Source organism: Pantoea sp. GL120224-02 (assembly GCF_900215395.1).
Lineage (GTDB): Bacteria > Pseudomonadota > Gammaproteobacteria > Enterobacterales > Enterobacteriaceae > Pantoea > Pantoea communis.
In genome coordinates, this window is the sequence record NZ_OBEC01000005.1 from 308,520 (window position 1) to 324,132 (window position 15,613).

The following is a 15,613-nucleotide window of genomic DNA, read 5'->3' on the forward strand; positions in this document are numbered from 1 at the left end:
GATAGCTGAAATGTTTAGTATCCTTAACACTGTTCGCCATTCACATTAAGTCACAAGCCGAAAAGGGGAAACATGTTATTCTCAGCCTGATTTAGCCTGGGATTTAGAACATGAAACTGGAAGATGGCTGGATTACCAGCGCGCGCAAAGTGCCCTCGCCGCACTTTAACCAACGACCGGAAAATGAAATTCCCTCGTTGCTGATTATTCATAATATCAGTTTGCCGCCGGGTGAATTTGGTGGCCCGTGGATTGATCAACTGTTTACCGGGACCTTGCCGCCGGATGCTCACCCCTATTTTGCCGATATCGCGCAGCTGCGCGTGGCGGCGCACTGCCTGATTCGTCGTGATGGTGAGTTGGTGCAGTATGTTTCGTTTGATCAGCGTGCATGGCATGCCGGTGTGTCGCAATTTGCCGGGCGAGAAAACTGTAATGATTTCTCGATGGGCATTGAGCTGGAAGGCACGGATACGTTGCCTTATACCGACGCGCAGTATAAGACCTTAAAAAAGGTCACGGCCTTGTTGCTTAAGCACTATCCGCTGACGCTGGAACGCATTACCGGACACAGCGATATCGCGCCACAGCGCAAAACCGATCCTGGCCCCGCATTTGACTGGATACGCTATAAAGAGTCTATCAGGCAGGAGAATCCCTGAAACAGCAGGAGCAGGTATGACGTTGTTTAGCTTGTTATTAGTGTTAGGTTGGGAACGCCTGTTTAAATTGGGTGAGCATTGGCAGCTGGATCATCGTCTGGAGCCGCTGTTTCGCGGACGCCAGCGATTTTCACTGCTGCGCACGTTGGTGATGACCCTCATCGCGATGCTGATCGTCTGGCTGTTGGTGTGGAGTCTGAAAGGCATTCTGTTTGGCGTGGCACAACTGGCATTCTGGATTGTGGTGGGCTTGCTGTGTATCGGCGCAGGTTCGGTGCGTCTACACTATCATCGCTACCTGAAAGCCGCCAGCCACGATGATGAAGCGGCGCATCAGGCCATGGCAGCGGAACTGACACTGATTCATGGTGTACCCGTTGAGTGCAGTGAGCGTGAGTTTTTACGTGAGCTACAAAATGCACTGATTTGGATTAACTTCCGCTTTTACCTCGCGCCACTGTTCTGGTTTGTGGTCGGTGGCCCTTACGGACCGGTGCTGCTGGTGGGTTATGCCTTCTTGCGTGCCTGGCAAAGTTGGCTGGCAAAACACCATTCTCCACTGGAGCGCGCGCAGTCAGGTGTAGACAGCATACTGCACGTGCTGGACTGGATCCCGGTGCGACTGGCAGGTGTGGCTTATGCGCTGTTAGGCCACGGTGAGCGGGCATTGCCTGCGTGGTTTGCCTCGCTAAGCGATCGGCATCGTTCGCAATATCAGGTGCTGACCAGTCTGGCGCAATTCTCGCTGGCGCGCGATCCGCATATGGATAAAGTGGAAACGCCACGGGTGGCCGTGGCGCTGGCGAAGCGGATATCGTTAGTGCTGGTGGTTGTGGTCGCGTTGCTGACCATTTACGGCACGCTGGTGTGATCGGCAGGCGGTACACCGAAATCTGGTGTGCCGTCTTCGCGCCATTCAATGTACTTCAGGCGCGTATGGCGATTCGGATCCCATAATGGATCGCCTTCAATTTCGGTGTAATTCCGCGCGTGATACACCAGCACGTCCCTGCCGTTTTCGTCCCGCGTAAAGCTGTTATGCCCCGGCCCATACTGCTGATTTTCCCAGCTGGTGGTGAAGACTGGACGCGCAGATTTCTGCCAGGCAGTGCTGTCGAGCGGATCGGCCATCATGTCGATGCTGAGCATTCCCAGGCAGTAATTCTCATCAGTTGCGCTGGCGGAATAGGTGACAAACAGCCGATCGCCGTGATGAATAACTGCTGGGCCCTCATTGACGCTAAAGCCTGCGCACTCCCACTCATACTCCGGCCGGCTGAGCATCACCGGTGCGCTTTTCAGCGTCCAGGGATTAAGCAATTCCGCGAGATAGAGATTGGAATTACCCGGAATAGCGGGATCCTTCTGTGCCCACAGATACCAGTTTTTGCCCTGATGCACGAAATGCGTCGCATCAAGCGAGAAAGAGTCGATTGGGGTAAACACTCGGCGAACAGGTTGCCAGTGGCCGGAAAGCGGATTGCTGTCATCACACACCAGCGCATACATGCGATGCTGAAACAGGCCATCTTTGATGTCGCGTGTTGGCGCAGCAGCAAAGTAAATCACCCATTGTCCATTGATATGGTGCAGTTCCGGCGCCCAAATTAACGCACTATACGGCCCGGTATCAGGCTTGCGCCACACCGTAATCGCCTCCGTCTCAATCAGTCCATTCAGTGTGTCAGCGTAGCGGATTTCGAGTCGATCATATTCCGGCACCGATGCCACGAAGTAGTAGCCTTCGCCATGACGCAGGATAAATGGATCGGCGCGTTGGGTAATAAAGGGATTTGGCCAGCTCATTTGATCTCTCCAGGTTGCGGGGTGACAGTCAGGGAGGCAGGGGATAATTCACGTGCATTGGCACGGCGTAGCGCAAGATCATCCTGAATGATGCGCATGAGTTTGCGATCCACCTTCAGCAAGCGCACTACACCGGCGGTGATCAGATAGCCAACACCGGGAATCATGGTAAACAGCAGCATGATGCCGTTGATGGCGTTGGGAGCCTGCTGCTTTGCACCCGCGTCATAGCCATAAATAGACAGCAGGAAACCAACCATCGCACCGGCCACCGCCAGACCCACTTTGAGGAAGAACAGGTTACCGGAGAAGCTCATGCCGGTGATGCGTTTTCCCGTTTTCCATTCACCATAATCATCGACATCCGCCATCAGCGACCAATGCAGCGGTGACGGGATTTGATGCAGGATATTCAGCAGGAAGTAGGCGACGACAACCGCCACAGTCGCATGAGGATCAATCCAATAGAAACCGCACGAGAAGAGTGCCAGCGCGATATTGGTCCAGAAAAACACCTTCAACTTGCACCAGCGGTCGGTGAGGATTTTTGCCAGCGTACTGCCGAACATCATGCCAATCACACCCAGGCTAATAAACAGCGTGGCAAAATGCGTGGATTGCCCCATTACCCAGGTAACGTAATACATGGTGGCGGCCATGCGGATAAAGCCAGGACAAACATTGCAGAAGGTGAGCAGGAGAATGCGCACCCATTGATCGTTCTTCCAGACGTCACGCAGATCTTTCTTCAAATCATCATTACTGGGCGCGGCTGGACGGATACGTTCGCGAACCGTGGCAAAACAGAACAGGAACATCGCCAGGCCAATCAGTGCCAGCACGCTCATCGCCATTTGGTATCCGCGTGCTTTGTTGTCACCGCCAAACCACTCGGCCATCGGCAGCAGAGAGAGCGACAGGATCAGTGTCGCCACGCCCACCATCACAAAGCGGTAAGATTGGCAGGAGACGCGTTCACCGGGATCGTTGGTGATCACACCGCCCAACGAGCAGTAAGGAATATTGATGGCGGTGTAGGTGAGCGACATCAAGAAGTAGGTGACAAAGGCCCAGATAACTTTGTTGTCATAGCTCCAGTCTGGCGTGGTGAACATCAGCACGCTGAACAGCACATAGGGGACGGAAACCCACAGTAGCCACGGGCGAAAACGCCCCCAGCGGCTTTGGGTACGATCGGCGATGGCGCCCATAATGGGATCGGTGACGGCATCCAGCACGCGAACAGAAAGTAGCAGTGTACCGACCAGCGCGGGTGCGAGGCCAAACACATCGGTGTAGAAATAGTTAAGGAAAAGCATGATCGCACCGCCGATCATATTACATCCGGCATCGCCCATGCCATATCCCAGTTTCTCTCTGAATGAGAGCGCTGCGCCTTCCATTGTTCGTCTCCCGCGAAAAGGTGAGACGAAATTATCAGCGTTAAATCAGTAACCTGCTGGGGAACAATTGGTCACGTAGATGGACAAAACAGGTGGGCGCAGAAAAGTGTGAGGCAGATCAGGAATGTTGCCCGGCGCTGACGCGCCGGGCAAGAGCATACATTAGGCTTCTTGCACTTTATTTTTGATGGTGTAACCCACTGCCAGGATAATGATCCAGACAGGAATCAGCCACACAGAAATCGCCATACCCGGCGTCATCGCCATGATGACCAGTACGGCCGCCATGAACGCAAGGCAGAGCCAGTTACCAAACGGATAGAGCACGGCTTTAAAGCGCGTGGTCACACCCTGCTGGTCTTTCTTCTTACGGAATTTCATGTGCGCGAGGCTGATCATCGCCCAGTTGATCACCAGCGCAGAGACCACCAGTGACATCAGCAGGCCAAAGGCTTCGCCCGGCATCAGGTAGTTGATCAGGACGCACAGCGCTGTGGCTACTGCAGAGACCAAAATGGTTGCCACTGGCACGCCGCGTTTATCAACATTGAGCAGCGCTTTAGGTGCATTACCCTGCTGCGCTAAGCCGAACAGCATACGGCTGTTGCAATACACGCAGCTGTTGTAGACCGACAGCGCCGCCGTCAGGATCACCACATTCAACGCGTTGGCGACAAAGGCATCACCCAATTCGTGGAAGATCAACACAAACGGGCTGGTCTCTTCGGTGACGCGCGTCCATGGCAGCAATGACAGTAACACTGCCAGTGAACCAATATAGAAAATCAGGATACGCCACAGTACCTGGTTAGTGGCTTTCGGGATGCTCTCTTGCGGATTGTCAGCCTCAGCCGCCGTGATACCCACCAGCTCAAGACCACCAAACGAGAACATAATGATCGCCATCATCATCACCAGGCCGGTCATACCGTGTGGCAGGAATCCACCCTGGCTCCACAGGTTAGTGACGCTGGCCTGCGGACCGGCGTTGCCGCTGAACAGCAGCCAGCCGCCGAACAGGATCATGCCGATAACCGCGACGACTTTGATGATCGCGAACCAGAATTCCATTTCCCCAAACACTTTTACGTTGGTCAGGTTAATGGCGTTGATGACGACGAAGAAGATCGCCGCACTGGCCCAGGTCGGGAATTCGGGATACCAGAATTGGATGTATTTACCGACGGCACTCAGTTCAGCCATGGCAACCAAGACATACAGCACCCAGTAGTTCCAGCCAGAGGCGAAACCGGCAAAGTTGCCCCAGTACTTATAGGCGAAGTGGCTGAAGCTGCCGGCAACCGGCTCTTCCACGACCATTTCACCTAACTGGCGCATAATCAGAAAGGCAATAAATCCTGCAATCGCATAACCGAGAATCACGGCCGGACCGGCCGATTTAATTACTGATGCGCTACCCAGAAACAGGCCAGTACCCACGGCACCGCCCAGCGCAATCAGCTGAATATGGCGATTTTTCAGGCCGCGGTGCAGCGATTCGCCATGCTGTTGTTCCATACAAACCTCGTGATGTTGTTATTGTGCACCTGCAGTGCGCGCACTGTAAGGCTGTTTTACGCAATGTATTCTTTTCTTTACGGTATTTGGCGTGCTGTGTGCATGCTGAAACTACCATGGCGACCAGAATAGTGATAAGCGCGCCGCTTTGCACCTGCTTTTGCTTTTTGTGCTGAGAGATGGCTGAAAAAGCAGCACTATCCACTGGGTGTCGCTCGCGCTATTTCTGACATGAAAAATCAATAAACACGAATAGCTTTCCCTTATGGTTGCCTGTAAGGCTTAGGGCTAACTCAGTGTAAGGTTTGGTAAAAGTGAAATCTGTTAACAATTCACTTACGGAGCAAATATATGCCTTTATCACGGTAAGTTAGCGCGCTGTAACAGCGATATCCCCCGGAAGTGTGATGCCTGCCATATAGACACAAGGTGAATACTTTGTTACTTTACGGGCACCATTTTTCAATTGGTATTACCAATTTACTCCGGACGTTTTCACAATAAGAAGGGAAGATGGCTTACAGTAAAATTCGCCAACCCAAGCTCTCCGATGCGATCGAGCAACAGTTGGAGTCTCTCATTATGGAAGGGACGCTCCAGCCAGGTGAAAAGCTTCTCCCCGAGCGCGAACTGGCGAAACAGTTTGATGTCTCACGTCCATCCCTGCGCGAAGCGATTCAGAGCCTGGAAGCCAAAGGCCTGCTGCTACGCCGTCAGGGCGGTGGTACCTTCGTGCAAACAAATCTCTGGCAAAGCATGAGCGATCCCTTAGTCAGCCTGCTTGCCGAACATCCAGAATCCCAGTTTGACCTGCTGGAAACCCGTCACGCGCTGGAAGGTGTTGCTGCCTATTATGCGGCGCTACGTGGCACGGATGAAGACTTGCAGCGTATTCGCGACTGCCATGTTCACATCCAACAGGCGCAGGACAGCGGCGATCTGGATGCTGAAGCAGATGCAGTGATGAAGTATCAGATCGCTGTCACAGAAGCCGCCCATAATGTGGTGCTTTTACATTTGCTGCGTTCCATGGGCCCTATGCTGGAACAAAACGTCCGTCAGAATTTCGAATTGCTTTACGCTCGCCGGGAAATGCTGGCGAAAGTGAGCGGTCACCGCGCCAGTATTTTTGAGGCGATTGTGGCTCGTGAGCCAGAACAAGCACGCGAGGCATCCCATCGTCACCTGGCGTTTATTGAGGAAATCTTGCTGGATAGAAGTCGGGAGCAGAGCCGTCGTGAACGCTCCCTGCGTCGTTTACAGCAACGTAAGGAATAACGCACGGCAACGAACGTGCGGACATAAACGACGGGCCTGTCTTACTTGTGCTGTGAACCAGAAGCAAAGCACAAGCAGACAGGCTCCTGATAATTCAACGTATTAGACACAGATAAGGAACACACCCCATGTCAGAACGTTTACAGAATGACGTGGATCCGATCGAAACTCGTGACTGGCTACAGGCGATCGAATCGGTCATCCGTGAAGAAGGTGTTGAGCGCGCGCAGTATCTGCTTGATCAGGTATTGAACGCAGCACGCAAAGGTGGCGTGAAAGTGGCTGGCGGTGCGTCGGCTATCAGTAACTACATCAACTCTATTGCTGTTGAAGATGAACCGGACTATCCGGGCAACACCTCTCTTGAACGTCGTATCCGTTCCGCAATTCGCTGGAACGCCATTATGTCGGTCCTGCGTGCATCGAAGAAAGATCTGGAGCTGGGTGGTCACCTCTCATCTTTCCAGTCTTCTGCCACCATTTATGAAGTGTGCTTCAACCACTTCTTCCGTGCGCGCAGTGATAAAGACGGCGGCGATCTGGTTTACTTCCAGGGCCATATTTCTCCAGGCATCTACTCACGTGCTTTCCTTGAAGGCCGTCTGACTGAAGAACAGATGAATAACTTCCGTCAGGAAGTGCACGGTAAAGGTCTGTCTTCTTACCCGCACCCGAAACTGATGCCTGATTTCTGGCAGTTCCCAACCGTTTCTATGGGCCTCGGTCCATTGAACGCGATCTATCAGGCGAAGTTCCTGAAATATCTGGAACACCGTGGCCTGAAAGACACGTCTAACCAGACCGTTTACGCCTTCCTCGGTGATGGCGAGATGGATGAGCCAGAATCTAAAGGTGCGATCACCATCGCCACCCGTGAGAAGCTGGACAACCTGGTGTTCATCATTAACTGTAACCTGCAGCGCCTTGATGGTCCGGTTACCGGTAATGGCAAAATCATCAATGAGCTGGAAGGCATCTTTGCCGGTGCTGGCTGGAACGTGATTAAAGTGATCTGGGGCGCACGTTGGGATGAACTGCTGAAGCAGGACACCAGCGGCAAACTGATCCAGCTGATGAACGAAACCGTTGATGGTGACTACCAGACCTTCAAATCCCGTGATGGCGCCTACGTGCGTGAGCACTTCTTCGGTAAATACCCGGAGACCGCTGCACTGGTGAAAGACTGGTCAGACGAAGAGATCTTCGCCCTGAACCGTGGTGGCCATGATCCGAAGAAAATCTACGCAGCACTGAAAAAAGCACAGGACACCAAAGGTCAGCCGACCCTGATCCTGGCACATACCATCAAAGGTTATGGTATGGGTGACACGGCGGAAGGTAAAAACATCGCGCACCAGGTGAAGAAGATGAACATGGATGGCGTTCGCTATATCCGTGATCGCTTCAACGTGCCGGTAGCAGACGATCAGATCGAAAACCTGCCGTACGTGACCTTCGAGAAAGGTTCTGACGAGTACAACTATCTGCACGGTCAGCGTGAGAAGCTGGGTGGCTACCTGCCAACCCGTCAGGCAGAGTTCAGCGAGAAGCTGGAAATGCCAACGCTGGAAGAGTTCAAACCGCTGCTGGAAGAACAGAACAAAGAGATCTCGACCACTATCGCGTTTGTGCGTGCACTGAACGTGATGCTGAAGAACAAGTCGATCAAAGATCGTCTGGTGCCAATCCTTGCGGATGAAGCGCGTACCTTCGGTATGGAAGGTCTGTTCCGTCAGATCGGTATTTACAGCCCGAACGGCCAGCAGTACACCCCGCAGGACCGTGAGCAGGTTGCTTACTATAAAGAAGACGAGAAAGGCCAGATTCTGCAGGAAGGGATCAACGAGCTGGGCGCAGGTTCATCCTGGCTGGCGGCGGCGACCTCTTACAGCACCAACAACCTGCCGATGATTCCGTTCTACATCTATTACTCGATGTTCGGTTTCCAGCGTATCGGCGATCTGATGTGGCTGGCGGGCGACCAACAGGCGCGCGGCTTCCTGGTCGGCGGTACCTCAGGTCGTACGACGCTGAACGGTGAAGGTCTGCAGCATGAAGATGGTCACAGCCACATTCAGTCGCTGACTATCCCGAACTGTATCTCTTACGATCCGTCTTACGCGTACGAAGTGGCGGTCATCATGCAAGATGGCCTGGTACGTATGTACGGCGAAGCGCAGGAAAACATCTACTACTACATCACCACGCTGAACGAAAACTACCACATGCCTGCGATGCCGCAGGGTGCGGAAGAGGGTATCCGTAAAGGTATCTACAAGCTGGAAACCTTAGACGGTAGCAAAGGCAAAGTACAGCTGCTGGGTTCAGGTTCTATCCTGCGTCACGTGCGTGAAGCGGCACAGATCCTGGCGAAAGACTATGGCATCGGTTCTGATGTCTACAGCGTCACCTCGTTCACCGAACTGGCTCGTGATGGCCAGGATTGTGAGCGCTGGAACATGCTGCATCCAACCGAAGCCCCACGCGTCCCGTACATCGCTCAGGTGATGAACGAAGCGCCAGCTGTTGCCTCAACCGACTACATGAAGCTGTTCGCAGAACAGGTTCGCAGCTACGTTCCTTCAAGCGATTATCGCGTACTGGGTACCGATGGCTTTGGTCGTTCAGACAGCCGCGAAAACCTGCGTCACCACTTCGAAGTGGATGCATCGTATGTTGTGGTTGCTGCGCTGGGTGAGCTGGCTAAACGCGGCGAAATCGATAAGAAAGTGGTGGCAGAAGCGATCACCAAATTCAGCATCGATGCCGATAAAGTTAACCCGCGTCTGGCTTAAGAGGTAAGAGAGTAATGGCTATCGAAATTAACGTACCGGATATCGGGTCAGACGAAGTTGAAGTCACCGAAATCCTGGTGAAGGTGGGCGACAAAGTTGAAGCTGAACAGTCGCTGATCACCGTGGAAGGCGATAAAGCCTCGATGGAAGTGCCTTCGCCACAGGCTGGCGTAGTGAAAGAGATTAAAATCTCTACCGGTGACAAAGTGAATACCGGTTCGCTGATCATGATCTTTGAAGCAGAAGGCGCAGCGGCTGCTGCACCAGCGGCAGAAGAGAAAAAAGCGGAAGCGGCTCCTGCTCCGGCGGCTGCGGCCGTCAGCAAAGAGGTCAACGTGCCAGACATCGGCGGTGATGAAGTTGAAGTCACTGAGATTCTGGTGAAAGTGGGCGATAAAGTTGAAGCTGAACAATCTCTGCTTACTGTTGAAGGCGACAAAGCTTCAATGGAAGTGCCAGCACCGTTCGCGGGCGTGGTGAAAGAGATCAAAATCGCCACCGGCGATAAAGTGAATACTGGCTCGCTGATCATGATCTTCGAAGCAGAAGGTGCTGCACCGGCTGCGGCCCCAGCGGCGAAGCAGGAAGCGGCTCCGGCTGCAGCCCCTGCTGCTGCAGGTGGCGCGAAAGACGTCAACGTGCCTGACATCGGCGGCGATGAAGTTGAAGTCACCGAAGTGCTGGTGAAAGTGGGTGACAAAGTCACCGCTGAGCAGTCACTGATTGTGGTTGAAGGCGATAAAGCGTCAATGGAAGTGCCTGCGCCATTCGCCGGTACGGTGAAAGAGCTGAAAGTCTCTACCGGCGATAAAGTCAGCACCGGTTCACTGATCATGGTGTTCGAAGTAGAAGGCGCTGCGCCTGCTGCTGCGGCACCTGCGGCGAAACAGGAAGCGGCTCCGGCTCCAGCGGCAGCTAAACCTGCTGCAGCACCTGCGGCGAAAGCTGACGCGAAAGGTGAGTTTGCTGAAAACGACGCTTACGTCCACGCTACCCCGGTGATTCGTCGCCTGGCGCGCGAGTTCGGTGTCAATCTGGCGAAAGTCAAAGGCACCGGCCGTAAAGGTCGCATCCTGAAAGAAGACGTACAGTCTTACGTGAAAGATGCAGTGAAACGCGCAGAAGCGGCTCCGGCTGCCGCGGCAAGTGGCAGAAGCCTGCCGGGTCTGCTGCCTTGGCCGAAAGTGGACTTCAGCAAGTTCGGTGAAGTGGAAGAAGTGGAACTGGGTCGTATCCAGAAGATCTCGGGTGCGAACCTGAGCCGTAACTGGGTGGTTATCCCGCACGTTACGCACTTTGACAAGACTGATATCACCGATCTGGAAGCGTTCCGTAAACAGCAGAACGCCGAAGCGGAAAAACGTAAGCTGGATGTGAAGTTCACCCCTGTGGTGTTCATCATGAAAGCCGTTGCCGCTGCGCTGGAGCAGATGCCGCGTTTCAACAGTTCACTGTCTGAAGATGCACAACGACTGACGCTGAAGAAATACATCAACATCGGTGTGGCGGTTGATACGCCAAACGGTCTGGTGGTTCCAGTGTTCAAAGATGTGAACAAGAAAGGCATCACTGAACTGTCGCGTGAGCTGATGGCGATTTCTAAGAAAGCGCGTGATGGCAAGCTGACCGCTGGCGATATGCAGGGCGGTTGTTTCACCATCTCCAGCCTTGGTGGCCTGGGCACCACGCACTTCGCACCTATCGTGAATGCGCCAGAAGTGGCGATCCTCGGTGTGTCTAAGTCTGCGATGGAACCGGTGTGGAACGGTAAAGAGTTTGAACCGCGTCTGATGATGCCAATCTCTCTCTCCTTCGACCACCGCGTGATCGACGGTGCTGATGGTGCGCGCTTTATCACCATCATCAACAACACACTGTCCGACATTCGCCGTCTGGTGATGTGAAGTTAATCAAGGCCGGCAAATGCCGGCCTTGTTGTAAGCATTCAATGTTGCCGCGGTTGGCAGTTTATTAACAATTCTGTAAACTCTTGCGGTGAAATGTCCCGGTGGATAAAGGGCATGCGGAGCCTGGGACGGGCTCGCTTTTGACCGCCGGCAATCTAATAAGAGGTCATGATGAGTACAGAGATTAAAACTCAAGTCGTGGTACTTGGGGCAGGTCCTGCAGGTTACTCTGCAGCCTTCCGTTGCGCTGATTTAGGTCTGGAAACCGTAATCGTTGAGCGTTACAGCACCCTCGGTGGTGTTTGTCTGAACGTAGGCTGTATCCCGTCAAAAGCGCTGCTTCATGTTGCGAAAGTGATCGAAGAAGCCAAAGCACTGGAAGAGCACGGTATCGTGTTTGGCCAGCCGCAAACTGACATCAACAAGATCCGTACCTGGAAAGAAAAAGTTATCACCCAACTGACTGGCGGTCTGGCCGGCATGGCGAAAGGCCGTAAAGTGAAAGTGGTAACCGGTCTGGGTAAATTCACCGGTGCTAACACCCTGGTGGTGGAAGGTGAGGGTGGCGCAACCACCATCAACTTCGACAACGCGATTATCGCTGCAGGCTCGCGCCCGATTGAGCTGCCATTCATCCCACACAACGATCCACGCGTGTGGGATTCAACAGATGCGCTGGAACTGAAAGAAGTGCCTAAGCGTCTGCTGGTTATGGGCGGCGGCATCATCGGTCTGGAAATGGCCACCGTGTATAACGCGCTGGGTTCAGAGATCGACGTGGTTGAGATGTTCGACCAGGTTATCCCTGCTGCCGATAAAGACGTGGTGAAGGTCTTCACCAAACGTATCAGCAAAAAATTCAACCTGATGCTGGAAACCAAAGTGACCGCTGTTGAAGCGAAAGACGATGGTATCTACGTGTCAATGGAAGGCAAAAAAGCCCCGGCTGAAGCACAGCGTTATGACGCAGTGCTGGTGGCGATTGGCCGTGTGCCAAACGGTAAAGGCCTGGATGCGGGTAAAGCGGGCGTGGAAGTGGACGATCGTGGGTTCATCCGCGTCGACAAACAGCTGCGTACCAACGTGCCACACATCTTTGCTATCGGCGACATCGTTGGTCAGCCAATGCTGGCGCACAAAGGTGTGCACGAAGGCCACGTCGCGGCAGAAGTGATTTCTGGTCTGAAGCACTACTTCGACCCGAAAGTGATCCCTTCTATCGCCTATACCGAGCCAGAAGTTGCCTGGGTAGGTCTGACCGAGAAAGAAGCTAAAGAGAAAGGCATCAGCTACGAAGTCTCCACCTTCCCGTGGGCTGCTTCTGGCCGTGCAATCGCTTCTGATTGTGCAGACGGTATGACCAAACTGATCTTCGACAAAGAGACTCACCGTGTGATCGGTGGCGCGATTGTCGGCACCAACGGCGGCGAGCTGCTGGGTGAAATCGGTCTGGCGATCGAAATGGGCTGTGATGCAGAAGACATCGCACTGACCATTCACGCGCACCCAACCTTGCATGAGTCAGTTGGTCTGGCGGCAGAAGTGTTTGAAGGTAGTATCACGGACCTGCCAAACGCGAAAGCGAAAAAGAAATAATTTTTTTGCTAAATAAAGAAACGGCTCCTTAATGGAGCCGTTTTTTATTACGGGTTCTATTAAATTGAATCGATAAATAAGGCGCTGGAGCTAACGCATAAGCCCTGCCGGAAATAGCAGGGGCGAACCCCTGCTATTGAAGTGTTACGGCCTGACTTCGTAAGCCATTACCGCAGATAATTCAGCAGTGAATACCTTGAATCGTAATTCACAGAGTGTATTGCGATTCACCAGGCACAATACTAATAGCATGAGCCCGCCGATAATCAGCTTGCTGAATGATAACTTCATAATCACTTACTCCTTGCATTAGCACGAGCAAGCAACTACCCTAACATTGCTTAGGTGTTTTGGGTAGTTGCCTGCTCGTGCGGTTGATGAAAATTGACCGCATGAGTTTCTCACTCCACAATCCACCTCAATTGATATTGCTTGAGGCAGATTGCCTCAAGCGCCCGCAGGCAGTCTACGCGTTTTGTTTCTTATTTCACGTCTGATTTATCTTTAATTTTAATTAAATTTCCCAGTTTTATCGTTAGTCTTTAATTAAAGGTGTTAAGTGTTCATGTAATTAATTGTTGATATCTTTAATCCAATTAATAAAATGCCTGAGCGGTGCGGAAAGGTATTTCCTGCTGGGGTAATAAAGCCAGAATCCTTCTTCAATCTGCGTATACTCAGTAAGTATTTCAACTAATTCTCTCTCCGCCAAAGCAGCGTTGACCGCGTCCTGATGTAAAAAGGCGATACCTAATCCGGCACATGCCGCTTGCAGAATGCGCTCATTATTGTCCAGCACCAGTGAGCCTTTTACCGCCACTTCCTGCTTGCGCCCGTCTTGCCAAAATTCCCAACGATAGCGACGTCCGCTCGGAAAGCGCCGCTCAATACAGGGAAACTGCAATAACTCCGCCGGGAACTGCGGAACGCCATGTTGAGCAAGAAAAGCCGGGCTGGCCACCGCCAGTGCGCGCATCGGCTTGCCAAAGGGCACTGCGATCATATCCTGCGCCAGCACATCGCCATAGCGTACGCCTGCATCAAAACCACTCTCAACGATATCTACCAACGCGTCATTGCTGTCGATCTCCAGCGTAATCTCCGGGAAGCGTTGCACGAACGGTAAAATGACGGATTGGAAAAACAGCGCCTCCGCCGAACGCGGCATGCTGATGCGCAACACGCCACGAGGATCGCGACGCCAGTCATTCAGTTCATCCACCGCCTGTGAAAGATCGGCCAGCGCAGGCTGGATACGCAGCAAGAATCGCTCGCCGGCTTCGGTCAGCGCCACTTTCCGCGTGGTGCGGTGCAGCAGACGCACTCCCAACCGCTCCTCAAAGTTGCGCATGGCGTGGCTCAGGCTCGAGGGCGTGACATTTCGCTCCTCAGCGGCTTTGCGAAAACTCAGATGCTGCGCGATAGCGGCAAACATCTCCAGTTCCTGCATTGATGCACGGTAGTTGTTCATTGCTGAATTCCACTCACTAAATCAACGAAAATCGCGCAATTGTTGCTGCGATTGCTGAGGTTTATAACATTAACACCGTAAGCGAAGAGGATAAATCAATGCAACAGCGTCAATTAGGCAGTCAGGGATTACAGGTTTCAGCGTTAGGATTGGGCTGCATGGGCATGAACTTTGCCTATGGTCAGAATGATGAAAAGCAAGCGTTGAATACGCTGGCGCGTGCATTTGAACTCGGCGTCAATTTCCTCGATACCGCTGAAGTGTATGGTCCTTTCACCAATGAGATGTTACTGGCGAAAGCGATCAAAGGCCGTAGCGATATCAAAGTGGCGACCAAGTTTGGTTTCCGCATTACCGATCATGGGGAGGGCTGGGAGCGCATTACCGGTGCCAATAGCGAACCGGCGCATATCCGCCGCGCCGTGGAAGGCTCACTTCAGCGCCTGGGTGTCGAAGCCATTGAATTACTGTATCAGCATCGTCTCGATCCAGCCGTGCCGATTGAGGAGGTGGTAGGCGTGATGGCGGATCTGGTGCGTGAAGGGAAGGTGAAGTATCTCGGTTTATCCGAAGTCTCATCCGCCACGTTACGCCGCGCGCAGGCGGTGCATCCGATTTCGGCCCTGCAGAGCGAATACTCTCTGTGGACGCGCGATCCGGAGCAAGAAATTCTCGCCACCTGCCGTGAGCTGAATATCGGATTTGTCCCTTACAGTCCGTTAGGCCGCGGCTTCCTCACCGGTAAATTCCCGGCGGCGACCACGCTGGCGGAAGATGATTTTCGTCGCTATCTTCCGCGTTTCCAACAGGACGCACAGGCGCATAACCAGAAGTTAGTGAATCAGCTTTCAGAGATGGCTGCAGGTTATGATGCGACAGCAGCACAACTGGCGCTGGCGTGGGTGCTGGCGAAAGGTGAGGATATCGTGCCGATCCCTGGTGCCAGTAAAATCGCCAATCTGGAACAGAACTGTGCTGCGGCCGCTCTCACACTTCATTCAGCCGATATTAAGGCCCTGGATACGCTATTCAATCCACAAAATATTCAGGGTGAGCGCTACAACGAAAGCGAATTCACCCTGGTCGATCGCTAATTTTTAGCCCTTCAATCACAAAATGGCAGGCTCAGGTGGCCTGCCATTTTGTGTGACCCCGCTCAAAATCCAGGTAAATCTGC

12 protein-coding genes are annotated in these 15,613 nt (G+C 53.1%); 7 read left to right on the forward strand and 5 right to left on the reverse strand.

Annotation, left to right across the window (positions count from 1 at the left end; genetic code table 11):
• Positions 1-110: 110 nt before the first annotated feature.
• On the forward strand, positions 111-662 hold the full coding sequence (ampD, locus tag CRO33_RS12505; protein ID WP_045816802.1) for a 1,6-anhydro-N-acetylmuramyl-L-alanine amidase AmpD: 552 nt from the start codon (positions 111-113) through the stop codon (positions 660-662).
• Positions 663-678: 16 nt separating this feature from the next.
• Positions 679-1,533: a beta-lactamase regulator AmpE gene (ampE, locus tag CRO33_RS12510; RefSeq protein WP_034829634.1), complete on the forward strand. Its 855-nt coding sequence runs from the start codon at positions 679-681 to the stop codon at positions 1,531-1,533.
• Here the strand turns inward: ampE and CRO33_RS12515 are convergent.
• From CRO33_RS12515 to aroP, 3 genes are all read right to left on the reverse strand, one after another.
• Positions 1,515-2,468 carry a glycoside hydrolase family 43 protein gene (locus tag CRO33_RS12515; RefSeq protein ID WP_097118351.1) on the reverse strand — a complete coding sequence of 318 codons (954 nt, stop codon included), beginning with the start codon at positions 2,466-2,468 and terminating at the stop codon, positions 1,515-1,517. The two genes, ampE and CRO33_RS12515, sit on opposite strands and share 19 nt — an antisense overlap.
• Complete coding sequence (locus CRO33_RS12520) at positions 2,465-3,871, reverse strand: glycoside-pentoside-hexuronide (GPH):cation symporter (protein WP_097118352.1); 1,407 nt, start codon at positions 3,869-3,871, stop codon at positions 2,465-2,467. Before CRO33_RS12520 ends, CRO33_RS12515 begins: the two co-directional genes overlap by 4 nt.
• Before the next feature lie 162 nt (positions 3,872-4,033).
• Positions 4,034-5,389, reverse strand: a complete 1,356-nt coding sequence (gene aroP / locus CRO33_RS12525) for an aromatic amino acid transporter AroP (RefSeq protein ID WP_097118353.1) — start codon at positions 5,387-5,389, stop codon at positions 4,034-4,036.
• Between the two features lie 513 nt (positions 5,390-5,902).
• Here aroP and pdhR point away from each other — a divergent pair.
• The 4 genes from pdhR (at position 5,903) to lpdA (ending at position 12,965) form a co-directional block, all read left to right on the forward strand.
• Entirely contained in the window at positions 5,903-6,667 is a 765-nt protein-coding gene (gene pdhR, locus CRO33_RS12530) for a pyruvate dehydrogenase complex transcriptional repressor PdhR (RefSeq protein ID WP_034829622.1), read from the forward strand.
• A gap of 128 nt (positions 6,668-6,795) precedes the next feature.
• Positions 6,796-9,462, forward strand: coding sequence for a pyruvate dehydrogenase (acetyl-transferring), homodimeric type (aceE, locus tag CRO33_RS12535; protein WP_097118354.1), 2,667 nt, complete (start codon positions 6,796-6,798; stop codon positions 9,460-9,462).
• Between the two features lie 14 nt (positions 9,463-9,476).
• Positions 9,477-11,366, forward strand: coding sequence for a pyruvate dehydrogenase complex dihydrolipoyllysine-residue acetyltransferase (aceF, locus tag CRO33_RS12540; protein ID WP_097118355.1), 1,890 nt, complete (start codon positions 9,477-9,479; stop codon positions 11,364-11,366).
• Positions 11,367-11,540: 174 nt separating this feature from the next.
• Positions 11,541-12,965, forward strand: coding sequence for a dihydrolipoyl dehydrogenase (lpdA, locus tag CRO33_RS12545; RefSeq protein ID WP_034829692.1), 1,425 nt, complete (start codon positions 11,541-11,543; stop codon positions 12,963-12,965).
• A gap of 144 nt (positions 12,966-13,109) precedes the next feature.
• Here the strand turns inward: lpdA and CRO33_RS12550 are convergent, their stop codons facing one another.
• Together CRO33_RS12550 and CRO33_RS12555 are read right to left on the reverse strand one after the other, a co-directional pair.
• The gene (locus tag CRO33_RS12550) at positions 13,110-13,256 is read right to left on the reverse strand and encodes a Hok/Gef family protein (protein ID WP_097118356.1); all 147 of its coding nucleotides are present in this window, start codon (positions 13,254-13,256) and stop codon (positions 13,110-13,112) included.
• A gap of 280 nt (positions 13,257-13,536) precedes the next feature.
• Positions 13,537-14,436, reverse strand: coding sequence for a LysR family transcriptional regulator (locus CRO33_RS12555; RefSeq protein WP_097118357.1), 900 nt, complete (start codon positions 14,434-14,436; stop codon positions 13,537-13,539).
• Positions 14,437-14,534: 98 nt separating this feature from the next.
• On the opposite strand from CRO33_RS12555, the gene CRO33_RS12560 reads away from it, so the two are divergent.
• Positions 14,535-15,530: an aldo/keto reductase gene (locus CRO33_RS12560; protein ID WP_097118358.1), complete on the forward strand. Its 996-nt coding sequence runs from the start codon at positions 14,535-14,537 to the stop codon at positions 15,528-15,530.
• The last annotated feature ends 83 nt before the right edge of the window (positions 15,531-15,613 follow it).